Below are 25,122 nucleotides of genomic sequence, written 5' to 3'. Positions count from 1 at the left end.
CGAGGAGGAACAATGTCAGAACACAACATCGCAGGCAAGAAGGTCGCATTCCTGTTGACGGACGGCGTGGAGCAGGTGGAGCTCACCAGCCCATGGCAGGCGGTCAAGGATGCGGGCGGTGAGCCAACGCTCGTGGCCCCCTCCAAGGGAAAGCTGCAAGGTTTCAATGGCGTGGAGAAGGGTGACACCTTCGACGTTGATCTTGCCGTGGCCGACGCCAACGCCTCCGATTTCGACGCGCTGGTCCTCCCAGGCGGCGTCGTCAATGCGGACAACCTTCGCGTGGACAAGGATGCCCAGAACTTCACGCGCGCGTTCTTCGAACAGCACAAGCCGGTGGCTTCGATCTGCCACGGTCCGTGGATTTTCATCGACGCCGGCGTCATCAAGGGCCGCAACGTCACCTCGTTCCACACGCTCCAGGCGGACCTGAAGAATGCGGGCGCCAATTGGACCGACGAGGAAGTGGTGTGCGACCAAGGCTTGGTCACCAGCCGCAACCCGGACGATCTCCCGGCCTTCAACAGCAAGCTCGTGGAGGAAATCTCCGAGGGTCAGCACGCAGGCCAGACCGCCTAACTGTCACCCACCCGGATACGGCAAGTGCCGCCGTCGTACTTTCACATGAAGTACGACGGCGGCACTTGGCGTTTCGTGACTTGAAGACTTGGTAGCGAGACTATCCACGCACGGTGACGGAGAACTTCCACACGACTTTCCCGGTGTCAGTCATGATGAAGCACTGGCTTGCACGGGTCCAGGAGGAGTTCATGGTGAGGCGCTTCGTGTTGCACGAGGACTGTGAGCTGAAGTCAGTCGGGTACAGGTAGGTGTAGCCCGCGGCCTGTGCGGGCGTCGCGATCGCGAGGCCTCCGGCGGCAAGTGCGATCGCTGCTGCAAACGTGGCAATGGTCTTTTGACGCTTCACAGTCTCTCCCCAAATAGGCCTGAACGAATATGGCCAAACTATCAGCGCAGCCAAAGGGCCAAAATGGGCAGGAGTGCCCATCAATGGCAATGCGCCAATGAATTCATTGAGGTCCGCAAGCGGAGCAAGTCGCATCCACTCAAGGCCTGGGGTCGGACGGTCGGTTAGTAGACCTTGAAGTGGTCAATCACTTTGCCGGTAAGGGCCTTGATGAACTCGCCGTCTTCACCTCTGTCCCACCGCTTCTCGACGGCATCCAGGGGATACACAAGGAAATTGGTTCGGTCAGAATGAACAGCCAGTTCGCGTCCCTGCGAATCCTCGGCGACGACCCATCGAAGAGGAGAGGTCCGGACGAGGAGTTCGCCGAAAGCAACACCAGCGGCATTTCGGTACAGCTCAGCGTCTGTCTGCCCACCCGATGCCTGCCATGTTTTCAATGCCGTCCGGTAAAAACCGGCGACACTGTCAGGATCCGCGAGATCCACACCAGATCCTTCTGCGATCTGCACGTATGTGGAGAGGAACTCTTGATGCTCCGGTGGCAGCTCCGAAAAAACCGGCTGCTCATATTCGTCGGCACTAACCGCTTTCTTTTTCCAATCAAACAAACCCATGCCAATAGGAAATCATCATCCGATCTCCATCGGTAACACAGCCCTGCGCGCGGTCTCTTTCTGAACCACACTCAGACAGGAGACGGATTGGATGCATCTATGTTCGTCAAGTGGCAGACGTAGGATCTTGAGATGGCCTTCCCGTCCCGTAGCAGCGATCACCGAGGCTATCGCTCGGGTGGGGCTGGTCCTTCGGCCACGGCTGAAACAACTGAAGGTCTCCGGAGATACAACAGAAGTAGGCAATCTGATCGGTTCCATTCCGCGGGAGGATGGGTCGGTTTTGGAAATCGATCCCAAGGCGAAAACCCCTGAACGGGACTGTCGACTAGTTTGCGTACTTTGCCGGTATGACTGCTGCGCGCTGGATGGGTTCGCCCTGTTGTTGGGATAGCTCCGCTGGGATCCAAGGTAAGTCCGGGTTGGTCAGTAACTCGCGGAGCTGATCGCGGTCCGCCGACTCTTCTTGCCACGAATGGAATAGTGAACCGTCTGGATTTTGTCTAGCACCCGGGAGGTATTGATGGACTAACTCTGCATAGGGTTTCGAGTACCATGAACACCAAACCGGGTAGGGCGGGAGTCCGTACCACTGTCCTCGGTAATCGGCAGGATAATAGCCCTCTTCATGCATTTGGGAGAACATCGCACCATGCGAGCTCCGTCCAGGCCTTAGAACTTCCACGGAGGCGAAAAAGCACCCGAGTTCAACGGCCATGCGATCGAAATACTTCATGAGCGCTTCCCGCCACAAAGGATCCCTGAAAGTAGCCCTGTCGACGCTTAGAGAGATGAATCGGGTGTTCCCGGCAAATTTCTTTCTGCCGACCAAACTGCCACTGGTGACGGGATACTTTCCCACTGTATAAGTTGTAGTGGCCGCTTCCACGTCAAGAGTCCTAATGAAGTGGGCGTCCCCGTCACGTTCAAGGTTTCCTTGAAACGGTTCGGAGCTTCCATAACGTCGCGGCAACGCCTCGGGAAAGTACTGTCGCGCGAGCCGTAGATATCGGGCGGCGAGGTCGTGCGGGGCATCTTCGACTTGATAGCACCACTTCAGCTTTATCTCATCGACTAGATCCGCGGCTTTGGGACGCGGTGGTTGCCGTTGGTTGCTTTTCGGCCACACTTGACCGGTCTGCTCATCAACCAGGATGCCCGATGCTGCCTTGGTCAGCTTCCTTGAAATCCTGTTAGCGTCGCCCATGGTCTTGTCCGAGACATCTTCAACGCTGATACGGTACAACCACTTCACGCCCAGGATCCGGGCGGTCACCTCCAAAGGAATGTCCTCATCTTCCACCGCGAATGGCCCGTCTATTGTGAAACCGGGCCCCTGTGGTGCACCTCGGCTGACACGCACCATGCCCGCCCCGGATTCGTCATCGCCAGAATAGATCGCGGTCAGAATCGGAATCGACTGGACCAGGTCCACAACGCTTAATGGGCCAATTCGTGTAGTGCCATAGATCGAGAGGTCATACGACATTTCGTGGGTATCCTTTGCGACGAGTAGTTACTGGATCGTCGTGCCTACGGGACCAGCATCAACGACTTCAGCGCAATGCTAACGTTCACAGGCAACGTCCACGCACAACACCCCTCCCCACTGGTCCCGCTCCTCTTCTGGTGGAACGGAAACGCTATAGAGCCCATCTCGGGTACCGACGGCAACGACGTAAACCTCTACCTTCCCGATGAGCTCCTCAACGTACTGCAAAGCTAATGATGACTACCGAAACTGGACAACCAGCAGCCGTCAACGCAAGGAAGATCCCGCGAGTGCTTTAACTTCGGAGCAATATCACTCGACGGGACACCCAAAGTTTCGAACCGGGGTAATGACAGTGCGGAAGCGTCCTAACAGTTCGCCCCACAGCGTGCACAAAAACGAACGATTCCGTGCAACTCCATTCCAGGTCTCCAACGCTATTTGAAACCTCAAGAAGATGGTCCATTGACCACATCTGTGAGCTTCGCGTTGTCGATAACGGCGTCAGTGATGTCGGCGGCGCTCATAGCCAAAAAGGATTACCAGTTCAGCCTTTAGGCAGCTAATTCGATGTGGAGTTTTGATGCACACCTACGTGTCCTCTCGACGTGATAAACGGGCACGCTCTTACAGTGCCGCCGTCGCAATGTTGCGCAGGTCACACTCGGCTAATACGCTGGGGGACGCTGCAGCGTGGCAGCAAGGATGAAAGGCAGTACATTGGCCAGCGACAAGCTCTCCGTAGTTGTTCGCGTCGACGTTGACGGCGAACAGATCCAGATCGCAGCGACAGGTCGCGTGACCATCTCGAGCCTCCAAGGGCTCTACCCGGTGGTCCAACGCACCAAGAGTTTGGGCGGCGGACTCGGCGTTGAAATGGACCTTTCCCAAGCGACCATTGACCTGGACGCACTGGATCAGCTGCAGGGCTACGCCGCACTTCACGCCGTTCCGGTTCGCCTTGCCGCGGAACCCAGCAACGTGACCGCCCTTCCGGCCCGCAGCCTCCAAACCACCGGCCGCGCCGCCTAAAACCAACAAGTCAACCACCCGCCGTCCAACAGGAGATCCACATGCGCAAAGTTACCGCTGGCCTTTTCCACTCAGTGGACGGCGTAGTTCAGGACCCCTTCAAGTTCCAGTTCGATAGCTTCGACGACGAACTCGGGAAGGGGCTCACCAAGATGATCAACACTGTGGACACCGTGGTGTTGGGCCGTGTCAGCTATCAGGAATGGGCCGGATATTGGCCGAACGCGCAGCAGGACGACGACTTTGCAGCTTTCATCAACCCGATCGAGAAGTTCGTTGCATCCCGCACCCTCACCGAGCCTCTTGAATGGGAGAACTCGCACCTGATCGAGGGTGATGTTGAGCAGTTCGTCACCGAGCTGAAGTCGCGGGACGGCGGCGAAATCGCGGTCTGCGGCAGCATCTCCCTGGTCCGCCAGCTGCTGTTCGCAGGCATCCTGGACGAACTCACCCTGATGACACATCCGGTGGTGGCCGGCAGCGGGCGACGACTTTTCGAAGACGGCGATCCCCTGCACCGGCTCGTCCTGGAGAACCAGTACGCCACCAGCAAGGGCAACGTGGTCAGCACGTACAGTCTGAGAAAAGACTGAACGCACGACGACGCCGCCCGCCTGCCGCCGTCGGCCCGCCTCAGCAGTCACCCCAGCAGCAACGACGCGCCCAATTCGCTCCTGAAGTAGAGCACGCTGCGGCCGTAACGGGTTGAGGTCACGAGTCCGGCGTCCCGGAGCACCCTGAGATGCTGATTCACGGCGGACGTTGTGACGCCAAAGCGAAGGCCCAACTCGGTGGACGAGGCCGGGGCAGCCAGGGCCGTGAGCAGGCTGGTCCGGACCTCTCCCAACACGGCTACTATCGCGGCCGGATTCGTGACCCGTTCCGCCTCCCACATGGCACCTTGGCCCCGGGCCGGGTACATCAGCAGTGGCGGGTCGCCGTGGTTCACGGGAGCAGAAGCCCTGCGGGTGAACATGGTGGGAACCAGGGTCAACCCCAGGCCGTCCGTTTTCTCGGTCCGCGACGCCGGGTTCTTCAACCTCACGGAAATCACGTGGCCATCGAATTCCACGGCGCCGGACAAGTCGTTCAGCATCGTAAACAACCCACCCTGCGCGATCTGCCGGCCGCGGTAGACGATGTCCGCTTCCAGGATGGTGCGCATGCGCAGCCAATGGGGTGCGAAGCAGGTGTCCCAAAACTCCTGGAGGATCCGGACCATGCGTCGGATGGCTGGAGCAACAGGGCCGGAAAAGAAGGACGGAACAACGCCGTGCACACGGATCAGGTCCCCATGAAATTGGGTGGCGGAAATCCGCTCCAACGCCGCGAACTCGTCATCGATCCGCGTAAGTGGGGACTCAGGCCGCGGGTTCAGGAAGTCCGGTGTCCACAATCGGTCATCCACCAACGCCAGCAATCCATCCAGGTCCAAGCGGGAGCGGGCCTCTTCCGTCCGGCGCAGCCAAGGCAGCTGAAGAGGATAGTGGCTGGGGTCTCGAATAGCCCTGAGGGACAGTCCAAGCTCACAGAGAGGCGAGATCCCAAAACGCACGCCGCCCAGATCTGCGTCCGACAACTCGTACTTCAACATGAAGCACTACGCTACATCAATACAAACTGCCGGTAGGGGGTGGCAGAACTACAGGTGTGACTAAATCCCCCGCAGACACCGCACCGGACCAAAAGCACAGCCTCCGCGTCGCGCTCTCAGATCCCCCCCTCAAGATCCTTGCTTCTGCCATCCTCGTAGCCACAGTGGGCCGCGGTATTTTTCTCACGTTGACGGTGCTGTACTTCAGCCGCTTCGTAGGATTGAGCGCCGTGGAAATCGCCATGATTCTCACGGTGTCCAGCGGGGTGGGCGTTGCCACGTCCTATATTGGCGGCCGGCTCGCCGACCACTTTTCAGCACGTCGACTCCTGGTGGGCATGGTCGCCATCGAAGGTCTCGCGATCGCAAGCTATACCTTCGCCGGGAACTTCAATACCGCCGTCGTGATCGCCTGCATCGCAGTAGGAGTAAACCGTGGCGCGAACGCCACGCGTTCGGCGATCATCGCCCGGGCATTCGAGGGCCCCCACCGCGTGAATGCGCGCGCAGTCCTCCGCACCATCACCAACCTCGGCATTGCCGTCGGAGGCATGATTGCCGGACTCGCGTTGTTGGCCGGAACCGCCGACGCATTCCGGGGAATGATGCTGTGCGCCGGCGTTGTCTACATCCTGAGCGCACTGTACCTGCGCCGCCTCCCCCAGCGTGTGGACGCACCGCGCCGCGATCCCGCCAGCCCGGCACCGAAGCGCGGAATCTCCCCCTTCAGGGACCGTCGTTACGCACTATTGACCGTGCTGTCCGGTATTTTTGGCATGCAATTCGGGCTCGCCGAGGTGGGCGTTCCGTTGTGGATTTCACAGGACACAAGTGCCCCGGACGTCCTGATATCCATCATCCTTGTCATCAACACCCTGTGCGTCGTCCTGCTGCAAGTGCCTCTCTCCCGGGGCACCGACCACCCTCGCCGTGCAGGAAAGATCGTGCTGACTGGTGGGGTGCTCATGGCCGTAGCCTGCGTGCTCTACGCATCGGCGGGCGGGGCGCCGGTCATCGCCGCCATCGCCCTGCTGTGCGGCGCAGCCCTCCTTCATGCGTTCGCGGAAATCCTCTCGCAAGCCGGAGCGTGGGGACTCAGCTTCGAGCTCGCCAACCCACTCCAAGCAGGCGCTTACCAAGGGATGTTCGGTATGGGATCGGCGCTGGGCGCAATGCTCGCACCGCTCGTGGTGACTGCCACCGTCGTCGAACATGGTGCGCTGGGCTGGGGCATCCTGGGTGCCGTCTTCCTAGCGGCGGCGGCGGGAACCTGGCTGATAGCGCGGAAGGCATCGACGACGGCGGTAGTCGCCTCAGTGGCCACAGGCCCAGATGGCTGCCTCCCGCCGGGATGATCCCTGAAGAAACAGCCATATTCCTGGCCAAACGTCAGTGGCTACCCGTCACCTCCTGCCACGGAAGCCGGTGGCCGTTGCAGAGCAGGCTAGGCGATTCACCCTGCTCAGCCAGCTCGTCCTTAAGCCCCTGCCTCACGGCTTGGCCATAGGACTGAACCCGCCCGCCTTCCGGATACGCAGCATCGGGTTCATCATTCAGGCCAGAGTATGAGCAGATGGAGTTGGAGTTCTCCGGTCCCTTTTCCACTTGGCCGGCAGCAAAAGCCGGCGTCGCAGACAACGCGGTCAGGGCGCCAACACAGAGTGCAGCGGAGAGAATTTTGATGCGCATTGCATTACCTCACTTCGATTGACGTGGCGTGCGCTCCCCAGCCAGCCCGACGCAGGTTGGCTTAAGATAGCGCAGGTCCGCAGCAAAGTTAAGACCCTTACGGTGCTATCCCCAGCGGGAAGGTCCAGAGCCAGGACGGGGAAACCGCCGCAGAAAAATCTGGAGCCACGATGCATTGGGCTGCTCAAGCGACGGGCCCTGATGCGAGGGTTCATCCACAGCCGAGCAGTCCGGGCAAGGTCCGTCGGGAAACTCACCCACCTGTTTCCAAATCCACCCCTCCAGGCAGTGATTGTTCCGGCAGTTCCCGTGCTCCATGAAGCGTCCCCTATGCGCCAATTACTGTCTCGGGGGTTGTGTGGCAACACTGGATGGTTCCCTACGCAAAACAGTGCCGAATCTCAGCTGAACCAGCCCTAAGTACTACGGGGTGGCGACCGGTGGCTTGTTCGGCGGCGCAGGCGGACTAACCCGGCGGGCTACTCCGTCGAAGAGTCGATTAGACCCTGAAGGGCAGCGCGGGTGCTGACAAGATCCGCGATGCGGTTGTCGTAGTCCTCAACGTGCGCCATCAACGTGGGAACCGCGCAAGGCTCCAACCTCCCCGGCTGGTATATGCAGTCAATCAGTTCACGGATAACGCTGGTGGGAAGCCCTGCAGCCAGCAGAGAACGAATATGCTGAACCCGTTCCACCGCGGAAGGCCCGAACAGTCGCTGTCCGGTGGGGGACCGATCGGCGAGCAGAAGACCACGGCCCTCGTAGTAGCGCAGCAAGCGTGGCGCCACACCGGTGAGGGCGGACAAGTCGCCCACCCGGAGCATTGACCCGCTTGCCTTTGACACTGGTGTCACCTCCTAAGTTCGATCCATGACGATTTCGACGACGTATCTCAACGGTAGTGCCCCAACAGCTGAGGAACTCGCCCCCTTGGCCTTCGCAGGCTTTGCCCATTTCACAGCAATGCAAGTACGGGGCGGGCGTGTTCGTGGCTTGGATTTACACCTTAACCGCCTCAGGGAGGGAAGTGATCTGCTCTTCGGGCATCACCTCCCCGACTCGTCCATCCTGGAAAACATGAGTGCTGCTCTCACTGCCGCCGATTCCGCGGATTCTTCACTGATGGTCTACATCAGCACCAGGCCAGGCGAATTCAGGTTCGCCGCGGATCCTGACCTCAATGTACTAGTGAAATTTGCGGATCCTGTGACACCGCCGGCAACTCCCCTGGCGCTGGATCTTGTGCAGCACGAACGCCATGTGGCACTAGTGAAACATGTGGGAGAAGTATCTAAGACGCTCCTTCTTCGCCATGCAAAGGAACGCGGTTTCGACGACGCAGCGTTCATGGATCGCAGCGGACGGATCAGCGAAGCAACTATTTGGAATCTCGCGTTCTGGGACGGCACAGGAGTGACGTGGCCCAAGGCGGACATCCTCTACGGCGTCACCATGCAGATTCTCCAGAGACAGCTCCGTGCCGAGGGCGTTGTGCAGGAGACTCGGCAAATTACCGCTGCCTCAATTGCTGAAGCAACGTCTGCCGCTGTGCTTAATTCCTGGAGCCCCGGAATCGGGGTGCATAGCATCGGTGGCCAGCGGCTGGCTGCGAGCCTCGAGTTTGTACATCTCCTGCACGACGCGTATCAGCTTGAACCTCTGGAACGCATCTGACGTGCCAGCCCCGAGGGGCCCACCAAACCGGGGGGTGTGTGGCCGGCCCCGGGGGTCTAAGTCAGAACCGGCCACACTGTCCGCTAGAGCGAGCGGACATACGCACGGCCGGCCGGCCAAAGATGGGGCCCTGCACGTGCGCCGTGACCGGCCGACGAAAGGGTCTCGAGTTCTCGTCAACCGTGGCTGAGGTCCCGCATCCAAATGCGCCCTGCAGCCTGTCACTACTAGGTAGTGACGCCGCCGGGCCAAACGTGACATGGTTCAGAGCATTTATCTTCCGCTCAGCCAAAAGGGCTACTTCTTACCGGCTTTCAGATCAGTAACCACCTTGGCGATGCGCCGCGCGCGGGTTTCCGGCGTCTTCGCATCACCGATCGGTTCAACATACCGCCGCTGAGCGCTGTAATTGAGCGTTCCGTAGAAGGCCTTCGCCTCCGGCTCGGCGTCCAGTGCAGCAGCAAGGTCATCCGGCACGTCCACAACGCGCGGCTGGGTGTCCACGTCAAGGCCCACTTCCACAGTGTGCCCCGCTGCGGCGCCGGTCAGCTCGCGGTTGGCCGAGCTGACGCCCACCATGTACTTCCCGCCCATCACCGCGATGCTGCTGCGGTAGCTTTGGCCGTTAATGGTCACCACCACCGGCGGCCGCTTGCCTGCGCCGAGCCCCTCAACTACCTCGTCCGGAACTTCGATGCCCGCCTTGTTGCCTTCGCCCACAATGGTGGTTGTAAATTTCATGACCCCAGTATGCCGCCGGTCACGGTTAGACGCACCCCATCAGCCAGGTCTAACGGCAGTAATCAGGCTCCTTCAAGCACCTGACTGGTGGCCCATGCCAGATACTTGGCGGCGTTGGCCACGGCGTCGGCCACGTCCGGGACGCCATCCTTGCGCTGCGCCACGTCCAGCAACTGGGCTGCAGCAACAATGCCGTGCTTCGCCAGGTCTTCCGGCGTTACCGTGATGCGTCCGGCCACCGCGATCACCGGGATGCCGTGTACGCTCGCGGCGTCAGCCAGCGCGATGGGCGCCTTGCCGGTGAGCGACTGCTCGTCCATGGAACCTTCACCGGTGATCACCAGATCGGCCTCACCCAAGTGCTTCGCGAGGCCCGTCAGCCCGGCCACCAGCGCGAAGCCGCCTTCCAACGCGGAGTCAGTGAAAGCCAGGAACGACGCCGGGAACCCGCCCGCCGCTCCGGCTCCCGGAACGTTAACATCGCGGCCGGTGGCCTCCCGAAGGAGCGACGCCCAGTTGCGAAGACCGGCGTCGAGTTTCTCAACGGCGTCCTCACCCGCACCCTTCTGGGGGCCGAAAACATGCGCGGCACCTTCCGGTCCGTACAGCGGGTTTTGAACGTCGACGGCGATCCGGAACTTCACGGCGGACAGCCGGGGATCCAGCTCGGAGACATCCAAGGCAACGACGTCGGCAAGGGAACCGCCGCCGAGGGGCACCACATTGCCGGCCGCATCAAGGGGTTTGAGCCCCAAAGCACGCAAGGCGCCACTGCCGGCGTCGGACATCGCCGAGCCGCCCAAGCCCAGCACGATCTCGGTGGCACCGGCGTCGAGGGCCGCCGCCACGAGCTGGCCGCAGCCGTAGCTGTGGGCGCGCAGCGAATTCTCAGGTGTGGGCTCCATGTGGGCAAGGCCGGAGGCCATCGCGGTCTCAATGACTGCGCTGGCCCCGCCGAAAGCGTCCTTGCGGATGGCCCACGACGCTCCAACAGGCTTGAGGATAGGGCCCACCACCGCGTTGTTTCGTTCCTCGTACCCCCCCGCTATGGCTGCATCCAGGGTCCCTTCCCCACCATCTGCGACGGGGAATTGCGTGGTCACGGCATCCGGGTACACGCGCAGCGCGCCTTCGGCCATGGCTGACGCGGCTTCGGCGGCGGTGAGGGATCCCTTGAACTTGTCCGGGGCGATGAGGATACGCATGGGTCCTATCTTGCCAGCTTCGCCAGGAAAGCGCTTGCCGAACGCGTAATGTTAGCGCCGGAACGTGGGCCGCTCTGAGCGTGGTCTTCTGCTTGCGCACCCATGTCAGCCGCACGCTCCCGTAACCTCTGGTGCGCCCGGCGCTAACGGGCGCGCAACCCACGCGGAACGGACGCAGAGGGCGCTAACGGGCGCGGTCCTGCGGCAGCAAAACACCGAACTAGCCGTTGAGCACCCTCACAGGAGCTCCGTTGAGCCAACCCCTGACGTCCTCGAAAGCCCCGCCATAGAACTGCCGGTAGCTCTCGTGGGTCACGTAGCCGACATGCGGCGAGAGCACTGTCCTCGAAGAATGAAGCAGTGCGTGCCCTGAGGGAAGGGGCTCTTCGTCGAACACATCCAGCGCAGCGCCGCGGATCCACCCTTCCTCAAGGGCCTGGATGAGGGCTGCTTCGTCCACTAGAGGACCGCGTGCGGTGTTGACCAGGACGCCCTCGGGGCCGAGCAGACGCAACTCTTTCGCGCCGACAGTCCCCTCCGTCCGTTCAGACAACCGCAAGTGCAGCGTCACGACGTCGGACTCGCGGAACAGCTCCTCTTTGCTCACTTTGCGAGCGCCCGCAGCCTTAGCGGTTTCAGCGGTCAAGTTCTGGCTCCACGCCAGGACGTCCATCCCGAAGGCCTTCGCGTACCCTGCCATGCGCTTGCCGATCTTGCCCAGGCCAACGATTCCCAGCGTCTTGCCTTCGAGTTCAAACCCGACGCCGGTCTGCCAGTCGCCTGCGCGCAGCGAGTTCTCCTCCACAGTGAGATTCCGGGCAAACGCCATGAGGAGCGCCCACGTCAGTTCAGGTGCCGCGGCAGGTGAGCCACTGGTCCCGCACACCACGATCCCCCGCTCCGCAACTGCCTCCAGGTCAATCGCGGCGTTGGCCATTCCAGTGGTCACCAGCAGCTTCAGGTTCGGCAGGGCCTCAAGGACGTCCTGTGGAAAACGGGTCCTTTCACGCATGGCCACAATGATGTCGAAAGGCGCCAAGGCGGCCACGGCTTGCTCTTCGGAGACGAAAGGTGCGCTGAAGACGCTGACCTTCACGCCGTCGTCGAGCAGCGAATCCCACGGGGCGTAATCGCCGGAGACCTGCTGGTAATCATCAAGGATGGCTAAACGGAATCGGGTCACGCTACTCATCCTTGCGCGGCGACGCGTGGGACTCAAGGCCGACGGTGATGTTGTGGCTTGTCAGTAATGTCGTCGACAACCCGCTCTTGCGTCGTTGCCCAACAACGTAAGAGCGGGTTGGCCGCGTCGCAATGCCATCTCAAAGGCCTATGGCATCCAAGGGCAAATGATTCTAACGTTGTAAAGGACGTAAGCATCCCTTTCGAAGGAGATCCCTTGACTGATCCACGCAACCGAGCGTTTCCCAAGCCCGAGCATCCCCGCCCGCAACTGGTCCGCGAGAAGTGGATGAACCTCAACGGAACCTGGGGTTTTGAGATCGACGCCGGCGACTCCGGTGTGGAGCGCGGGCTCGCCACGCGTGAACTCGCCAACGAGATTCTGGTTCCTTTTGCGCCGGAATCGGTGCTGTCCGGGATCGAACACGTGGATTTCATGGAGGCCGTTTGGTACCGGCGCACGGTGACCATCCCGCAGGAGTGGGAAGGCCAGAGCGTCCTGCTTCATTTCGGCGCTGTTGACCACGACGCCACCGTGTGGGTCAACGGAATTGAGGTTGCCCGGCATCGAGGCGGCTTCACCCCCTTCACAGCGGACCTGGGAGGAGTTGCTGAACCCGGAACGGAAGCAGTGATCGTGGTTCGGGCCAGGGATTCGCGCCATGAGATGCAAGCCCGCGGCAAACAAGCCACCTGGTACAACAACACCCACTGCCAATACACCCGGACCACAGGAATCTGGCAAACGGTGTGGATGGAGGCCGTGCCCGAGGTTCACATCAAGCGCCTGCGGATGACTCCCAACGTGGCGGACTCCAGTATCACCGTGGAGGTACCCATCAGCCAGAACAGAAGGGGGCACACGGTGACTGCGGTCCTGACTGACGGTTCAGGCGGCCGCATTGAGGCGACTGCCCGTGCCGACCTGGACCTCACCCCCACGCTCCGCCTCAGCATTCCCGCCGAATCACTGCGCCCCTGGTCCATCGAGGATCCGTTCCTCTACGACCTCGAGCTCAGCATCCGGGACTCCTCCGGCACTGTTGTTGACCAGGTCAGCAGCTACGCAGCCATCCGCTCCATAGCGCTGGACGGCAAAGTGGTCCGGCTCAACGGCAAGCCAGTCTTCCAACGCTTGGTTCTGGATCAGGGTTATTGGCCGGAGTCACTCATGACGTCCCCGGACGAGGCGGCTCTGGTCAAGGACATCGAGTTGTCCATGGCCGCCGGCTTCAATGGGGCCCGCCTCCACCAGAAGGTCTTCGAGGAGCGCTTCCTCTACCACGCTGACCGGCTCGGGTACTTGGTGTGGGGAGAGTTCGGCGACTGGGGTGTCTCCGGCGGAGGAACGGTGGGGCACAACCAGCAACCCACGGCGAGCTTCGTGGCCCAGTGGCTCGAAGTTCTCAAACGGGATTTCAACCACCCGTCCATCATCGGCTGGTGCCCGCTTAATGAGACCCATCAAGTCCTGCACGACCGCCTGACAGTTCTCGACGACGTCACCGAAGCCATGTTCCTGGCCACCAAACTCGCTGACCCCACCCGGCCGGTCATCGACGCTTCCGGATACGCACACCGGATCCGGGACACTGACATCTACGACTCCCACTCTTACGAGCAGGACCCCGACCGCTTCCGCATGGAACAGCAAGGCCTTGCTGAAGGGAAGCCCTACATCAACCGCAAAGCCGACGGCGAGGAATACTCTGTGCCGTACGCCGGCCAGCCCTACTTCGTCTCCGAGTTCGGCGGGATCTGGTGGAACGAAATCGAGGCCCGCCAGGCTGCGGAAGGAACAGACATCGCCACATCGTGGGGCTACGGACAGCGGGTCAGCAGCGAGGAAGAGTTCTACACCCGCTTCGACGGTCTCTGCTCAGTACTGCTGGAAAACCCGGACATGTTTGGCTATTGCTACACTCAGCTCACGGACGTGTTCCAGGAGAAGAACGGCATCTTCACCTTCCACCGCAGCAACAAGTTCGATCTGGAAAGAATCCGTGCCAGCCAAGTTCGGCCTGCCGCGATCGAAACCCGAGGGATGTGAGAGAGCGTCACCACCAAACCCCGGCGCTCTGTTAGACCCACTCGCCCCGGCGCACCAGAACTTCCTTGAGCAGATCGAGCCGGTCGGACACGATCCCGTCCACGCCGAGATCCAGCAGCCGTTCCATCTCCACAGGATCATTGACGGTCCACACATGAACCTGCCTGCCCAGTCGGTGTGCGCGCCGGATAAACCCCGGTGTGACCACGGGCAAGCGTCCGTAGCGGACAGGAACCTGGAAAACGTCGACGCCGGAGAGCAGCTTGCGTGCCAAAGGAACCGGAAGCACGGGCCCGAGAATAACGAAGAGCGCGATGAGTGAACTGCCGGCCGAGGACGCCACACGGCGCGACAGTTTGGCCAGAACTGCTCTGCGGCGTCTATCGGAAAAGCTGGTGACCAAAACCCTGTCATGGAGGCCATGCTTCTCGATCGCCGCTGCCATGGGGCCTACGGAGTTCCAGTCTTTGACGTCCAGGTTCAACCGGGCATGGGGCAACGAAGTGACCAGCTCGTCGAAAGTTGGCACCGGCTCTACGCCGCCAATGCGTGCCTCGGAAACCTCGGACGCGGTCAGCTCGGCAATGCGGCCCACGGAATCGGTCACGCGGTCCAAGGAGGAGTCGTGGAACACCAGCAGTACGCCGTCGGACGTGGTGTGGACATCCGTTTCAAGATGCACGGTCCCCAGCTCCACGGCAGCCCGGAAGGCGGCCATGGAATTCTCCAAGCCATCCAGGGAGAAACCCCGGTGAGCGAAGGCCAAAGGGCCCTCTGAACCGTCCTTGCGGAGGAAGTAGGGCAACGTCACTCCCGTAGCGTAGCCCATCACCAAGGTGCGCTTAGCTCTCCGGCGAGAGGGCCGCCGTCGTTGTTTGCGGAACGATCGCCACGCCGTCGCTGATATGCACCAGCGTCCGGCCGCGACCGTCGTCGAGCTCCACCCACACCGCGGTGGCATCGCCGGTCACGGCGTCCACAACTCCGGAGGACTCGAAACCCGGAGTCAGGGTGACGTTGACGCGGTCGCCCTGACGAAGCGAACGCCAGTGATGATCCGGTTCGATGCGCCGCAAAGGCGCGGTGTTGACGATATTGATCCTGCGCTTGGCCATGGTTCCCCCTGCAAAATCCGACTGGTAGACACGATGCGAACGGGTCCTTGGCTGGAAGCCTACGGAGCCAACATGAACGCCGGTTGTATGGAGGCTGGGAACTGGATGACACTGCGGTACTGACAAACTAGGGGCATGACTGTGTTGATTGCCGGCTGCGGCGACCTTGGAACCGAAGTTGGACTGCGCTTCGCAGCTGCGGGCCATGACGTGGTGGGCTTGCGTCGGTCCCCTGAAAAGCTGCCCGCCCACATCAGGGGCGCGTTCGCGGACCTCTCCGTCGCAGTGCCGGAACTGCCCTCCGACGTGGACATTGTTGTGGTGGCCATCGCCGCCGATGCATCCACCGAAGAGGCTTACCGGGCGGCCTACTTGGACGGCGTAAAGAACGTGCTGGACGCCCTGGAACGGCAATCGATCGAGCCGCGACGAATCCTGTTCGTCTCCTCCACTGCCGTGTACAAGGATTCCGGCGGAGCTGTTGTGGACGAGTCCACCCCCACGGAGCCCACCCGGTTCAGCGGCAAGGTCCTGGTGGAAACCGAAGAGCTCCTGTTCACCCGGACGCGCGGCACCAACACGCAGCCCATCTCCCTGCGGCTGGGCGGAATCTACGGGCCGGGACGCACACGGTTGATCGACCAAGTCCGCAGCGGCAAGGCTGTCATCCCCGCCCTGCCCCGGCACACCAATCGCGTGCACCGGGACGACGCCGCGGCCATGATCGTCCACCTCACCACCATGGAAGACGCCCCGGATTCGGTCTACGTAGGGGTGGATGATCACGCCGCGGAAATGGGGGACGTCATGCGGTTCCTCGCCTCAGAGATGGGATGCCCGGAACCCACGACGGCGGCACCGGACTCCGCGTCTGACGCCGACCCCGGGGATAAGCGCTGTTCCAACGCACGTTTACGGGCCACCGGATTTGAGCTCACCTTCCCCACGTACAAAGAGGGCTACCGCGCTTTGCTCGCCGGTGAGGGCGTGCGGCACCCGTGAAACGGGAGGGTCCTGCCGCTGCGCGGGCGCAAGGGTGGGGCCGGGCCTACTTCGCTGTACAAGCCTTGGCCGGGCTGGCGTGGTGGGTAGGAGTTTTCCTGTCACCGGCCATCCGCACTGCCACTCTCGGCAGCCTGGACCCGGTCCTTGTGGCGGCCTTCGACATTCCCTTGTTCGTCATCGGTTCAGGTGTCGCGGCGCTCGGCGTCAGGGCAGCAGCAGTGGTAGCCACTGGTTGGACTGTCCTTGTTGCAGCCGCTTTGGCCGCCTACGCCACCATCACTACCGAAGCGGGGTGGGGCGTCCTGATCATGGCGGCCGCCGCTGCTTGTTCAATGGCAGCGCTGTTCCTCTTGGTGCGGGGACGTGTTCCCACTGAGTTGATCGTGCGGGGACCGTTCGCGTTCCGTCCCGCACCGCCGCGCCGCCACACGGCAGCCAATGTGGCGGCCACCATGGGTCAGTTGATCCTCTTCTGGGGATTCTTCCTGGTGGTCCTTCCGTCAGTCATATGGTGGTTGGAGCAGCGGTGGGGCGTGTCCCTGCTGTTCCCCTCGGCGGCAGCACCCACCGGTCTCGTAGTGCTCATATTGGCCAGTTCCCTGGGTATCGCTTCGGCAGTGACCATGTCCTCCACCGGAAGCGGAACCCCATTGCCCTCCGCCATGCCAAACCGACTGGTGATCGCCGGACCGTACAGGTGGGTTCGGAACCCCATGGCTGTGGCAGGAATTTCCCAAGGGGCAGCTGTGGGCCTGATGCTGGGTTCGTGGCTGGTAATCGCCTATGCGGTGGTGGGCTCGCTGGTGTGGAATTACGCCGTCCGGCCGCACGAAGAGGCAGACCTGGAGAAGCGGTTCGGTGCCGAGTTCCAGCGATACCGCGATTCAGTGCGCTGCTGGATACCCCGCTGGAGAAAGGACCTCCCTCAGCTGCCTCCGTGATCACGGCGCTGGCCACATCCCAGGCATTGCTCAGCGCCGGCGGCTTTGGGCTGGTGTGGAGAGATCGGAAATGAGCAGCAGTCTGGTGGTGTTCGAGGTACATGACGTCATTCCACCAGCCGGCGCGAACTCCGGCTGGCAGGAATGGGACATCACCGGTGCGGGACCGACTAAACCCGCTGCTCGGTGAGCTTTGCCTCGAGAATCTGGGCCACGCCGTCGTCGTCGAAGTGCGGCGCCTGCTGCCCGGCGGCGAGGATGGCGTCCGGGTGTCCGCTGGCCATCGCATAACCGTGACCGGCCCAACGGAGCATCTCAATGTCATTGGGCATGTCCCCGAACGCCACGACGTCGGCCGCTTCGATTCCCAGCGACTCGGCGTACTGAGCCAAAGTGACGGCCTTGTTGATGCCGGGAACGGACATTTCCAGCATCGCGGTTCGTGGCGCTGAGTGGGTGGTGCTCACCAGGTGCGCCACGGCAGGCTGCACTTCGGCGAGGAACTCATCCGGCGTTTTCTTGCGGGTGATCGCCAGGAATTTTACGACGGCGTCATCCGCCGTGAGCGTCTCGGCCAGCGGTTTGGGGGTGAACTCGGCGAGGAGCTCGCTGGTTTCGTTTTCTATGAAGCCCGGCTCGAGCTGGAATCCCGTGAGGGTCTCCACAGCGAACAGGGCGTCCGGCCGGAGGGATTTGATGATCCGGCGTGCCTCAAAGACAGACTCCGCATCGAGGGCACAGGAAGAAAGTGCCTTCTCGGTTTCGAGGTCCCACACCACGGCACCGTTGGAACAGATCACGATCCCGCTGTGACCCAGTTTGTCCTGGAGCGGTGACAACCAGCGCGGCGGACGACCCGTGACGAAGACGAGTTCCACCCCTGCGTCGCGGCACGCCTGGAATGCCTTGATGGTCCGGTCACTGATTTTGCCGTCGTGACCGAGGATGGTGCCGTCAATATCGCTTGCTACGAGCCGCATGAGGCCAGTCTACGTGGGCGCACCGGCCCACAAGGCCGCGCCAAGGTCGCGCCAAGGTCGCGCGGTCCGGGGAGCGCGGCATAGTGTGAAGTCATGAGTGAGAAGACCAGCGAAGTCGAAGAACACAGCACCCTGGGGGCATATGTCACCGGAGGCGAGTTCACCCGGGACACCAATTACATCGAGGACAGGATCACCCGCGATGGCGCCGCCGGACCCAACGGTGAGCCGGGCTGGCCCGTGGAGCCGGGCCGTTACCGCTTGATCGCAGCTCGGGCTTGCCCTTGGGCGAACCGTACGGTGATCGTCCGCCGGCTTCTTGGCTTGGAGGATGTCATCAGCCTCGGCCAACCTGGCCCCACCCACGACGCCAGATCCTGGACCTTCGACCTCGACCCGGATGGCAAGGACCCGGTACTTGGCATCGAGCGCCTGCAGGAAGCATTCTTCCGCCGCTTCCCGGACTACCCCCGCGGCATCACGGTCCCAGCAATGGTGGACGTCCCCAGCGGCGCAGTAGTCACCAACAACTTCCCCCGCATCACGCTGGACTTCTCCACTGAGTGGACTGAATTCCACCGTCCCGGAGCGCCGCAACTGTACCCGGAACACCTGCGCGAGGAAATCGACCAAGTTAACAAGCGCGTCTTCACGGAGGTCAACAACGGCGTCTACCGGTGCGGCTTCGCCGGATCCCAGGAAGCGTACGAGGCCGCGTACCACCGGCTGTGGACTGCCTTGGACTGGCTGGAGGAACGACTCACCGGCCAGCGCTACCTTGTAGGTGACTCCATCACCGAGGCTGACGTGCGGCTCTTCACCACCTTGGCCCGTTTCGATGCCGTCTACCACGGCCACTTCAAGTGCAACCGCAACAAGCTCAGCGAAATGCCGGCGCTGTGGGCGTACGCAAGGGACCTGTTCCAGACACCGGGTTTCGGGGACACCATTGATTTCGTGCAGATCAAGCAGCACTACTACATGGTGCACGAGGATATTAACCCCACCAAGATCGTTCCCGTGGGCCCGGACCTATCTGGCTGGCTCACCGATCACGGACGGGAATCCTTGGGTGGAAGCCCGTTCGGTGACGGCACTCCCCCGGGACCGGTCAAAGCCGGCGAAGAAGTGGCTGAAGGGCACGGGGCCAGCTAGGACCTAGCCCAGGCCGTGGTTGAGCTCGGCCCGCGTGGGGGGATTCGCGCCCGCACGTGACACCGTCACAGCTGCCGCGCGAGTGGCGTGATCCATGATGGCTGCCAAAGTTTCCACTGACATGGCTCGGAGATCAGACCGGTTTTGAGCGCCGTCCAAGCCATGGTCCACAATGGCGGACAACAACCCTGCCATGAAGGAATCGCCTGCGCCCACGGTGTCCACCACATTCACTTTTGGCGCGGCAATCTGGGTTTCGCCGGCCCGGGAGACGCCCCACGGACCACGCGAACCACGCGTCACCACCACCAAAGCCGGCCCTTCTTCACCGCCCAAGGACAGCCAGCGGCGTGCGGATTCCACCGGATCAACGCCTGGATACAGCCATTCGAGGTCTTCGTCCGAGGCCTTCACCACGTCGGACAGCACCACGAAGCGCTCGGCTTGCGTACGTGCATACTCAACATCCGTGATGATGCTGGGCCGGCAATTGGGATCGAAGCTGATAGTGCTGCCCGGGTGGGCGTGCTCGACGGCGGCAATCACCTCTGCGGCGCCGGGCTCCAGGAAAGTTGCAATGGAACCGGTGTGCAGCAGAGTGGACCCCTGCAGCATGAGCGGCAACCGTCCGGCGAGTCCGGGAAGCTCCCAGTCGAGGTCGAAGACGTAGGTGGCGGCGCCGTCGTCGTCGATCTGCGCGGTGGCCACGCTGGTTGGTTTCTCGTCAGGCGGAACCGGAACCATCACCGAGCTGGAACGGAGGTGCGCAGCAATGGAATCGCCGTACGCGTCCCGGCCGTAGCGCCCAATGAACTGCACCGGGTGATCCAGCCGTGCCAGACCGACGGCAACGTTCAGCGGACTCCCTCCCACGTGCGCCTCAATTCCCGAGGAGCGTTGAACGACGTCCACCAAGGCTTCACCAATGACTGTCAGCATGGGGACCACTCTGCCAGAGGCGGGCCCTCATCAACCACAGATTACGAGAGCAGCCGTTGCACCAATTCGCGGCATTTCTTGTAGGCCACGGCCTTGGGATCGATGAGGTCGAAGTGGTCGCCGGGGACGCGCAGCAGCTGGGCCGCACTTCCGGCCGCCGTTGCCGCAGCAACATACGCTTCGGATTGGCTCGCGGGAACGTCCTCATCATCCGTGGCGTGCACGGCATAAACGGGGACGTTGATGGGCAGTGAACTCATAGGGTCCGCGTATTTATGCCGTTTAGGGAATCTATGGGAATCGCCGCCCATGAGGTTGCAGACAGCGCCGTTACTGAGGTTCAGCTTCTCCGCCGCCGCCAGGTTCAGGAGACCCGACTGACTCACTACGCCGGTCAGGTGCACAGCGTTGTCCTCCGATCCTCGCTGCAGTTGCCGGTCGGCGTCGGGCGTTCCAATGGAGGACAGCTTCTGCCGTCCGGCAGCCCAGACGGCCAAGTGGCCCCCGGCTGAGTGGCCAAGTGCCACCACTTTGCCGAGTTGGAGATCGTGCTCACCGGCGATTTCGGACAAGTGATCGATGCCCGCCAGGATGTCCTCGAAAGTATGGGGCCAGCCACCGCCATTCCCGGCCCGCCGGTACTCGAGGTTCCACGCGGTGATTCCATGCGCTGCAAGGTCCCGGGCAAGGGGCTCCCCGAGCTCAGCGCCATACTGTGAGCGCCAGTAGCCGCCATGGATCACAACGGCGATTCCACCGGCCACGCTGGACGCGCCGCGATGGTTTCCGTTGGACGGTTCAGGTATGAAGAGTTCGCCCCATTGGCTGGGGTGTTCGCCGTAGCTGTACTTGTGCCGCAACATTGCGCCCTCCTTTGTACTGAGCCTATCGTGACGATTCGGTAGTTTGGCTAGAGGCACCCCGACGGCGGGTGGCTCGGTTCAGTGTCGGACCCGCCCCGTAAGCTGGGGGCATGGCAAGCAATTGGGACAGCCTGGACCAGGCTCAGCGTGACTCTGTGGATGCGAACGTGGCGCTCTATGAGCGTGTTCGCCCTGCATTGAAGCGGGTCACGCGGGATGTCCTGCTCACTTTGCGGGACATGTTGAACGACGCCGAGGTCACTCCCTTGTTCGTCACGGGACGGACCAAAACCGTGGAGTCTTTCCGCGAAAAGATTTCCCGCACGGATGATCCCCTGGAGCCGGGCGGTCCGCGGGTTTTGAAGTTTCCGGACCCTTTCCGCACCTTGAATGACATGGTGGGCATCCGTGTCATCACCAAACTGCCGGCGGAAAACGCGGCGGTAGCCAACATCATCAAGCGGCAGCGCCAGCTTTTTGATTGCCGTGGAGATCGCGAGAAGGATATCGGCTCCATTGAGTCCGGAACCTATGGTTACTCCAGCCGCCACCTCATTCTGCGGACTCTTCAGAACGAGGCCGTGAAGGAGTACCAGCACGTCTTCAACCCGGACATGCCCGCTAACGGCAGCTACTTCTTCGAATGCCAGATCCGTACCGTGTTTGCGCATGCCTGGAGCGAGATCGAGCACGACATCCGCTTCAAGGCCGAAGACCCGCGCGCCTGGACGCCGCATTTCGATCGCCAGTTCACGGCCACAGCGGCCATGCTGGAGACGGTGGAGAGCGCCTTCGCGGATCTTCACGAGCGCTACGAGGAAGTCCGTAGCTACTGGGACCTCGAAGGTGAGGGTGGCTCGCCGCTGACGCCAAACCGGGTTCGTGACGTCTGGCGTACCCTCCTGCCGCACGTTGACCGTAAAGTTGATGACGACTGGGGATGGGCTGCAGAACTGCTCGCCGCCCACGGACTCACCAAAACCGTTGAACTTGCCGGGCTGCTCAGTGCCAACCGGATCACCGAGGTCCGCAAGGCGCTGGACCACCGCTACTCCCCCGGCCCGGACCGCCTCCTGGACGATCTCCTGCTGTGGCAGTACGGAACCGAACACATTGATCTCACCGCTGAGGCGCCCGACGTCGTCCCGCACCCGCGGCGCGACAGCCTCCTGCGGCGTCTTAAGCAGATTGAGCGCTACCGCCAGACTGCCCTGTAAAAGACCGCACTTCTAAGGATCCATGACACCCGAGCAACTCATGTCACTGCGGGCGACCTTCCGCTCACCCCGCCGCCTGCTGACGGAATCCCTTGCGGGGCTTGTGGTGGCCTTGGCGCTGATCCCCGAGGCCATCGCATTTTCGGTGATTGCCGGAGTGGATCCCCGGATCGGGCTGTTCGCTTCCTTCACCATGGGCGTGGTCACCGCCATCGTGGGCGGGCGTCCCGCCATGATCTCCGCGGCCACCGGCGCCGTTGCCTTGGTGATCGCACCGGTGATGAAGGAACACGGGCTCGACTACCTCATTGCCACGATCATCCTGGCGGGCGTCTTCCAGATCATCCTGGCCATTCTGGGCGTCACCAAGCTGATGCGTTTCATCCCGCGGTCCGTGATGATCGGCTTCGTGAATGCCTTGGCAATCCTGGTGTTCATGTCCCAGATGCCGGAGCTCTTCAACGTGCCGTGGATGGTCTATCCCATTGTCATTGTGGGCTTGGTGATCGTGTTCGGGCTGCCGCGCATCACCACAGCCATACCCGCGCCGTTGGTAGCGATTGTTGTCATCACGTTGGCGACTGCTCTGGGGAACATCGACGTTCCCACCGTCAGCGACAAGGGCGAACTCCCGGACAGCCTCCCCGGGTTCTTCCTGCCCAACGTTCCGTTGAACCTGGAGACGTTCCAGATCATTGCACCCTTCGCTTTGTCCATGGCGATGGTGGGCCTGCTGGAATCCCTGATGACCGCCAAACTGGTGGATGACATCACTGACACCCGTTCCAACAAGACCCGTGTCTCTTGGGGCCAGGGTGCCGCCAACATCATCACTGGTTTCCTGGGTGGCCTGGGCGGTTGCGCGGTGATCGGTCAGACCATGATCAACGTCAAGGGCTCGGGGGCTCGAAGCCGGCTTTCCACGTTCCTGGCCGGCGTTTTCCTGCTGGTACTGGTGGTGGTCCTGGGCGATGTTGTGGGCATGATCCCCATGGCGGCGTTGGTGGCGGTGATGATCTTCGTTTCATTGATCACCTTCGACTGGCACTCCATCCGGATCTCCACCCTGAAACGGCTACCAAAGTCTGAAACCGCCGTCATGCTCGTTACTGTTGCCGCTGTAGTGGCGACGCACAACCTCGCGGTGGGTGTCGGCGTCGGCGTCTTGACTGCCATGGTGCTTTTTGCACGGCGGGTGGCCCATTTCGCGACCGTTGAGCGGACGGAACTGGAACTCAACGGTGAAAACGTTGCGACGTATACGGTTGACGGCGAATTGTTCTTCGCTTCCTCCAATGATCTGTACACCCAGTTCGACTATGCGAAAGATTCCTCGGAGGGCATAGATCGGGTGATCATCGATTTGCATGGCTCGCACATCTGGGATGCCTCCACGGTTGCGGTGCTGGACTCGGTCACCGAGAAGTACCGGAATCATGGGCGTGAGGTGGAGTTCATCGGGCTCAACGAGGCGAGCGTTCGCATGCGTGAGCGGCTGGCCGGGAAGCTCAACTCCTAACCTCCCCCTCCTCACCCAACTAGGTCGCAGATCAGGTCGTTCTGAGCCCTCAAAACGACGCGAACTGCTACCCAGTTGGGGGACAGACAGCGGTCATCTGACATATACACCCCCGCGAATGTAACGAATTCGCTCCTCGTCGGCGCCGAGTGTGAGCATGGATGAATGCTCGAGGCAACCAATTCCCCCTCCAAAACCGAAGAACCTGCTGCACCCGTCAATGCCGCATTGGCCGCTGAAGCCAAGATTGCGCGCGTTGCCGTCACGGTCTTCCCGCTTCTAGTGGTGGTTGCCGGCGTTCTCGGCTTCCTGGTTCCGGATCTGTTCAAACCGATGGGTGTTGCCGTCCCTTACCTGCTGGGCGTCATCATGTTCTGCATGGGCCTCACGCTGACCCCGCCAGACTTCGCCTCGGTGGCCCGCCGGCCGTGGGCTGTGGCGTTGGGAATTGTGGCGCACTACGTGATCATGCCCGGTGCTGGCTGGCTTATTGCGGTCCTCCTGCAACTTCCGCCGGAGCTGGCCGTCGGCTTGATCCTCGTTGGTTGCGCCCCCTCCGGCACTGCATCCAACGTCATGGCGTTCCTTGCCAAGGGCGATGTTGCCCTGTCCGTGGCTGTCGCCTCGGTTTCCACGCTCATCGCACCCCTCGTGACCCCCGCGCTGACGCTCTTCCTGGCCGGGTCCTTCCTGCATATCGATGCCGGTGCCATGGTGATGGACATCGTGAAGACCGTGCTGCTGCCGGTCATCGCAGGCCTCCTCGCCCGCCTCTTCCTTTCCAAAGTTGTGGCGAAGGTTCTCCCGGCACTTCCCTGGGCTTCCGCCGTCGTGATTTCCCTGATTGTCGCGATCGTCGTAGCAGGCAGTGCCAGCAAGATCGTGGCCGCCGGAGGAATCGTGTTCCTGGCGGTAGTCCTCCACAACGGTTTCGGCCTGGGGCTTGGATACTTGGCGGGCAAGCTCGGCCGCCTGGACGACAAGGCACGCCGCGCCCTGGCATTCGAAGTGGGAATGCAGAACTCCGGTCTGGCTGCGACCCTGGCCACCGCACACTTCGGTGCGCTGGCCGCACTGCCGTCCGCCGTGTTCTCCCTGTGGCACAACATCTCGGGTGCGGTCGTGGCTGCTTGGCTGGCTCGCCGCCCGCTGAAGGACTAAGCCCACTGAAGGACTAGGCCCGC

27 protein-coding genes are annotated in these 25,122 nt (G+C 61.9%); 13 read left to right on the top strand and 14 right to left on the bottom strand.

Features of this window, described 5'->3' with window-relative positions; genetic code table 11:
* Nucleotides 1-12 precede the first annotated feature (12 nt).
* Nucleotides 13-579: a type 1 glutamine amidotransferase domain-containing protein gene (locus AR689_RS18105; RefSeq protein WP_062072358.1), complete on the top strand. Its 567-nt coding sequence runs from the start codon at nucleotides 13-15 to the stop codon at nucleotides 577-579.
* A gap of 100 nt (nucleotides 580-679) precedes the next feature.
* Here AR689_RS18105 and AR689_RS23165 read toward each other — a convergent pair whose 3' ends face one another.
* From AR689_RS23165 to AR689_RS18090, 3 genes are all read right to left on the bottom strand, one after another.
* Nucleotides 680-928 (bottom strand): hypothetical protein, encoded by a 249-nt coding sequence (locus AR689_RS23165; RefSeq protein ID WP_156424637.1) that lies wholly within the window; start codon nucleotides 926-928, stop codon nucleotides 680-682.
* A gap of 164 nt (nucleotides 929-1,092) precedes the next feature.
* Nucleotides 1,093-1,545 carry a DUF3806 domain-containing protein gene (locus AR689_RS18095; protein ID WP_062072355.1) on the bottom strand — a complete coding sequence of 151 codons (453 nt, stop codon included), beginning with the start codon at nucleotides 1,543-1,545 and terminating at the stop codon, nucleotides 1,093-1,095.
* 328 nt (nucleotides 1,546-1,873) lie between these two features.
* Entirely contained in the window at nucleotides 1,874-3,034 is a 1,161-nt protein-coding gene (locus AR689_RS18090) for a hypothetical protein (protein ID WP_062072353.1), read from the bottom strand.
* A 75-nt stretch (nucleotides 3,035-3,109) separates the two neighbouring features.
* Between AR689_RS18090 and AR689_RS23160 the strand changes: the two genes are divergently transcribed.
* The 3 genes from AR689_RS23160 to AR689_RS18080 all read left to right on the top strand — a co-directional run bounded on the left by AR689_RS23160 (nucleotide 3,110) and on the right by AR689_RS18080 (nucleotide 4,662).
* On the top strand, nucleotides 3,110-3,271 hold the full coding sequence (locus tag AR689_RS23160) for a hypothetical protein (protein ID WP_156424636.1): 162 nt from the start codon (nucleotides 3,110-3,112) through the stop codon (nucleotides 3,269-3,271).
* Nucleotides 3,272-3,742: 471 nt separating this feature from the next.
* Nucleotides 3,743-4,069 carry a hypothetical protein gene (locus AR689_RS18085; RefSeq protein ID WP_062072351.1) on the top strand — a complete coding sequence of 109 codons (327 nt, stop codon included), beginning with the start codon at nucleotides 3,743-3,745 and terminating at the stop codon, nucleotides 4,067-4,069.
* Between the two features lie 41 nt (nucleotides 4,070-4,110).
* Nucleotides 4,111-4,662 carry a dihydrofolate reductase family protein gene (locus AR689_RS18080; protein ID WP_062072349.1) on the top strand — a complete coding sequence of 184 codons (552 nt, stop codon included), beginning with the start codon at nucleotides 4,111-4,113 and terminating at the stop codon, nucleotides 4,660-4,662.
* Between the two features lie 47 nt (nucleotides 4,663-4,709).
* Here AR689_RS18080 and AR689_RS18075 read toward each other — a convergent pair whose 3' ends face one another.
* A complete protein-coding gene (locus tag AR689_RS18075) occupies nucleotides 4,710-5,663 on the bottom strand; it encodes an ArsR/SmtB family transcription factor (RefSeq protein ID WP_062072347.1) in 954 nt (317 codons plus the stop codon).
* A 56-nt stretch (nucleotides 5,664-5,719) separates the two neighbouring features.
* Here AR689_RS18075 and AR689_RS18070 point away from each other — a divergent pair, with 56 nt between their 5' ends.
* Nucleotides 5,720-7,018, top strand: a complete 1,299-nt coding sequence (locus AR689_RS18070; protein WP_062072345.1) for an MFS transporter — start codon at nucleotides 5,720-5,722, stop codon at nucleotides 7,016-7,018.
* Between the two features lie 34 nt (nucleotides 7,019-7,052).
* Here the strand turns inward: AR689_RS18070 and AR689_RS18065 are convergent, their stop codons facing one another.
* Both AR689_RS18065 and AR689_RS18060 read right to left on the bottom strand, forming a co-directional pair.
* On the bottom strand, nucleotides 7,053-7,352 hold the full coding sequence (locus AR689_RS18065; RefSeq protein WP_062072343.1) for a hypothetical protein: 300 nt from the start codon (nucleotides 7,350-7,352) through the stop codon (nucleotides 7,053-7,055).
* Nucleotides 7,353-7,831: 479 nt separating this feature from the next.
* Nucleotides 7,832-8,197, bottom strand: coding sequence for a MerR family transcriptional regulator (locus tag AR689_RS18060; protein WP_197412920.1), 366 nt, complete (start codon nucleotides 8,195-8,197; stop codon nucleotides 7,832-7,834).
* A 25-nt stretch (nucleotides 8,198-8,222) separates the two neighbouring features.
* On the opposite strand from AR689_RS18060, the gene AR689_RS18055 reads away from it, so the two are divergent.
* Nucleotides 8,223-9,026: an aminotransferase class IV gene (locus AR689_RS18055; protein ID WP_062072339.1), complete on the top strand. Its 804-nt coding sequence runs from the start codon at nucleotides 8,223-8,225 to the stop codon at nucleotides 9,024-9,026.
* Between the two features lie 297 nt (nucleotides 9,027-9,323).
* Here AR689_RS18055 and AR689_RS18050 read toward each other — a convergent pair whose 3' ends face one another.
* The 3 genes from AR689_RS18050 to AR689_RS18040 all read right to left on the bottom strand — a co-directional run bounded on the left by AR689_RS18050 (nucleotide 9,324) and on the right by AR689_RS18040 (nucleotide 12,164).
* A complete protein-coding gene (locus AR689_RS18050; protein ID WP_062072337.1) occupies nucleotides 9,324-9,767 on the bottom strand; it encodes a YdeI/OmpD-associated family protein in 444 nt (147 codons plus the stop codon).
* Between the two features lie 62 nt (nucleotides 9,768-9,829).
* A complete protein-coding gene (locus AR689_RS18045) occupies nucleotides 9,830-10,972 on the bottom strand; it encodes a glycerate kinase (RefSeq protein ID WP_062072335.1) in 1,143 nt (380 codons plus the stop codon).
* 220 nt (nucleotides 10,973-11,192) lie between these two features.
* Entirely contained in the window at nucleotides 11,193-12,164 is a 972-nt protein-coding gene (locus tag AR689_RS18040; protein ID WP_062072333.1) for a D-2-hydroxyacid dehydrogenase family protein, read from the bottom strand.
* Between the two features lie 279 nt (nucleotides 12,165-12,443).
* On the opposite strand from AR689_RS18040, the gene AR689_RS18035 reads away from it, so the two are divergent.
* Nucleotides 12,444-14,204, top strand: a complete 1,761-nt coding sequence (locus AR689_RS18035; RefSeq protein WP_062073870.1) for a glycoside hydrolase family 2 protein — start codon at nucleotides 12,444-12,446, stop codon at nucleotides 14,202-14,204.
* Between the two features lie 31 nt (nucleotides 14,205-14,235).
* On the opposite strand, the gene AR689_RS18030 is transcribed toward AR689_RS18035, so the two are convergent.
* A complete protein-coding gene (locus AR689_RS18030) occupies nucleotides 14,236-15,033 on the bottom strand; it encodes a glycerophosphodiester phosphodiesterase family protein (protein ID WP_062072331.1) in 798 nt (265 codons plus the stop codon).
* A 13-nt stretch (nucleotides 15,034-15,046) separates the two neighbouring features.
* Nucleotides 15,047-15,319, bottom strand: coding sequence for a hypothetical protein (locus tag AR689_RS18025; protein ID WP_062072330.1), 273 nt, complete (start codon nucleotides 15,317-15,319; stop codon nucleotides 15,047-15,049).
* 135 nt (nucleotides 15,320-15,454) lie between these two features.
* Here AR689_RS18025 and AR689_RS18020 point away from each other — a divergent pair, with 135 nt between their 5' ends.
* Nucleotides 15,455-16,321: an SDR family oxidoreductase gene (locus AR689_RS18020; RefSeq protein WP_062072328.1), complete on the top strand. Its 867-nt coding sequence runs from the start codon at nucleotides 15,455-15,457 to the stop codon at nucleotides 16,319-16,321.
* The gene (locus tag AR689_RS18015; RefSeq protein ID WP_062072326.1) at nucleotides 16,318-17,265 is read left to right on the top strand and encodes a methyltransferase family protein; all 948 of its coding nucleotides are present in this window, start codon (nucleotides 16,318-16,320) and stop codon (nucleotides 17,263-17,265) included. The genes AR689_RS18020 and AR689_RS18015 overlap by 4 nt, the downstream gene beginning before the upstream one ends.
* A gap of 170 nt (nucleotides 17,266-17,435) precedes the next feature.
* On the opposite strand, the gene AR689_RS18010 is transcribed toward AR689_RS18015, so the two are convergent.
* Complete coding sequence (locus AR689_RS18010; RefSeq protein ID WP_062072324.1) at nucleotides 17,436-18,245, bottom strand: Cof-type HAD-IIB family hydrolase; 810 nt, start codon at nucleotides 18,243-18,245, stop codon at nucleotides 17,436-17,438.
* A 93-nt stretch (nucleotides 18,246-18,338) separates the two neighbouring features.
* On the opposite strand from AR689_RS18010, the gene AR689_RS18005 reads away from it, so the two are divergent.
* Nucleotides 18,339-19,400: a glutathione S-transferase family protein gene (locus AR689_RS18005; RefSeq protein ID WP_062072323.1), complete on the top strand. Its 1,062-nt coding sequence runs from the start codon at nucleotides 18,339-18,341 to the stop codon at nucleotides 19,398-19,400.
* Between the two features lie 3 nt (nucleotides 19,401-19,403).
* Here the strand turns inward: AR689_RS18005 and AR689_RS18000 are convergent, their stop codons facing one another.
* Both AR689_RS18000 and AR689_RS17995 read right to left on the bottom strand, forming a co-directional pair.
* Nucleotides 19,404-20,339 carry a carbohydrate kinase family protein gene (locus AR689_RS18000; RefSeq protein ID WP_062072321.1) on the bottom strand — a complete coding sequence of 312 codons (936 nt, stop codon included), beginning with the start codon at nucleotides 20,337-20,339 and terminating at the stop codon, nucleotides 19,404-19,406.
* A 41-nt stretch (nucleotides 20,340-20,380) separates the two neighbouring features.
* Entirely contained in the window at nucleotides 20,381-21,202 is an 822-nt protein-coding gene (locus tag AR689_RS17995) for an alpha/beta hydrolase (protein WP_062072320.1), read from the bottom strand.
* Between the two features lie 110 nt (nucleotides 21,203-21,312).
* Between AR689_RS17995 and AR689_RS17990 the strand changes: the two genes are divergently transcribed.
* The 3 genes from AR689_RS17990 (at nucleotide 21,313) to AR689_RS17980 (ending at nucleotide 25,099) form a co-directional block, all read left to right on the top strand.
* Nucleotides 21,313-22,419 (top strand): GTP pyrophosphokinase, encoded by a 1,107-nt coding sequence (locus AR689_RS17990; protein WP_062072318.1) that lies wholly within the window; start codon nucleotides 21,313-21,315, stop codon nucleotides 22,417-22,419.
* A gap of 22 nt (nucleotides 22,420-22,441) precedes the next feature.
* Nucleotides 22,442-23,938: a SulP family inorganic anion transporter gene (locus AR689_RS17985; protein ID WP_062072316.1), complete on the top strand. Its 1,497-nt coding sequence runs from the start codon at nucleotides 22,442-22,444 to the stop codon at nucleotides 23,936-23,938.
* 165 nt (nucleotides 23,939-24,103) lie between these two features.
* The gene (locus tag AR689_RS17980) at nucleotides 24,104-25,099 is read left to right on the top strand and encodes a bile acid:sodium symporter family protein (protein WP_062072314.1); all 996 of its coding nucleotides are present in this window, start codon (nucleotides 24,104-24,106) and stop codon (nucleotides 25,097-25,099) included.
* The last annotated feature ends 23 nt before the right edge of the window (nucleotides 25,100-25,122 follow it).

The organism is Arthrobacter sp. EpRS71, from assembly GCF_001512285.1.
Lineage (GTDB): Bacteria > Actinomycetota > Actinomycetes > Actinomycetales > Micrococcaceae > Arthrobacter.
Note: the sequence above shows the minus strand (reverse complement) of the source record. Positions and strands in the feature narration are given on the sequence as shown.

Coding starts and splice junctions, on each gene's coding strand:
- AR689_RS18105 (WP_062072358.1), top strand. CDS start 13: ATGTCAGAACACAACATCGCAGGCAAGAAGGTCGCATTCCTGTTGACG.
- AR689_RS18025 (WP_062072330.1), bottom strand. CDS start 15,319: ATGGCCAAGCGCAGGATCAATATCGTCAACACCGCGCCTTTGCGGCGC.
- AR689_RS23160 (WP_156424636.1), top strand. CDS start 3,110: ATGCTAACGTTCACAGGCAACGTCCACGCACAACACCCCTCCCCACTG.
- AR689_RS18020 (WP_062072328.1), top strand. CDS start 15,455: ATGACTGTGTTGATTGCCGGCTGCGGCGACCTTGGAACCGAAGTTGGA.
- AR689_RS18090 (WP_062072353.1), bottom strand. CDS start 3,034: ATGTCGTATGACCTCTCGATCTATGGCACTACACGAATTGGCCCATTA.
- AR689_RS18095 (WP_062072355.1), bottom strand. CDS start 1,545: ATGGGTTTGTTTGATTGGAAAAAGAAAGCGGTTAGTGCCGACGAATAT.
- AR689_RS17985 (WP_062072316.1), top strand. CDS start 22,442: ATGACACCCGAGCAACTCATGTCACTGCGGGCGACCTTCCGCTCACCC.
- AR689_RS18065 (WP_062072343.1), bottom strand. CDS start 7,352: ATGCGCATCAAAATTCTCTCCGCTGCACTCTGTGTTGGCGCCCTGACC.
- AR689_RS18080 (WP_062072349.1), top strand. CDS start 4,111: ATGCGCAAAGTTACCGCTGGCCTTTTCCACTCAGTGGACGGCGTAGTT.
- AR689_RS18000 (WP_062072321.1), bottom strand. CDS start 20,339: ATGCTGACAGTCATTGGTGAAGCCTTGGTGGACGTCGTTCAACGCTCC.
- AR689_RS18040 (WP_062072333.1), bottom strand. CDS start 12,164: ATGAGTAGCGTGACCCGATTCCGTTTAGCCATCCTTGATGATTACCAG.
- AR689_RS18005 (WP_062072323.1), top strand. CDS start 18,339: ATGAGTGAGAAGACCAGCGAAGTCGAAGAACACAGCACCCTGGGGGCA.
- AR689_RS17990 (WP_062072318.1), top strand. CDS start 21,313: ATGGCAAGCAATTGGGACAGCCTGGACCAGGCTCAGCGTGACTCTGTG.
- AR689_RS18035 (WP_062073870.1), top strand. CDS start 12,444: ATGAACCTCAACGGAACCTGGGGTTTTGAGATCGACGCCGGCGACTCC.
- AR689_RS18055 (WP_062072339.1), top strand. CDS start 8,223: ATGACGATTTCGACGACGTATCTCAACGGTAGTGCCCCAACAGCTGAG.
- AR689_RS18045 (WP_062072335.1), bottom strand. CDS start 10,972: ATGCGTATCCTCATCGCCCCGGACAAGTTCAAGGGATCCCTCACCGCC.
- AR689_RS17980 (WP_062072314.1), top strand. CDS start 24,104: ATGCTCGAGGCAACCAATTCCCCCTCCAAAACCGAAGAACCTGCTGCA.
- AR689_RS18050 (WP_062072337.1), bottom strand. CDS start 9,767: ATGAAATTTACAACCACCATTGTGGGCGAAGGCAACAAGGCGGGCATC.
- AR689_RS18075 (WP_062072347.1), bottom strand. CDS start 5,663: ATGTTGAAGTACGAGTTGTCGGACGCAGATCTGGGCGGCGTGCGTTTT.
- AR689_RS18010 (WP_062072324.1), bottom strand. CDS start 18,245: ATGCGGCTCGTAGCAAGCGATATTGACGGCACCATCCTCGGTCACGAC.
- AR689_RS17995 (WP_062072320.1), bottom strand. CDS start 21,202: ATGTTGCGGCACAAGTACAGCTACGGCGAACACCCCAGCCAATGGGGC.
- AR689_RS18085 (WP_062072351.1), top strand. CDS start 3,743: ATGAAAGGCAGTACATTGGCCAGCGACAAGCTCTCCGTAGTTGTTCGC.
- AR689_RS18030 (WP_062072331.1), bottom strand. CDS start 15,033: ATGGGCTACGCTACGGGAGTGACGTTGCCCTACTTCCTCCGCAAGGAC.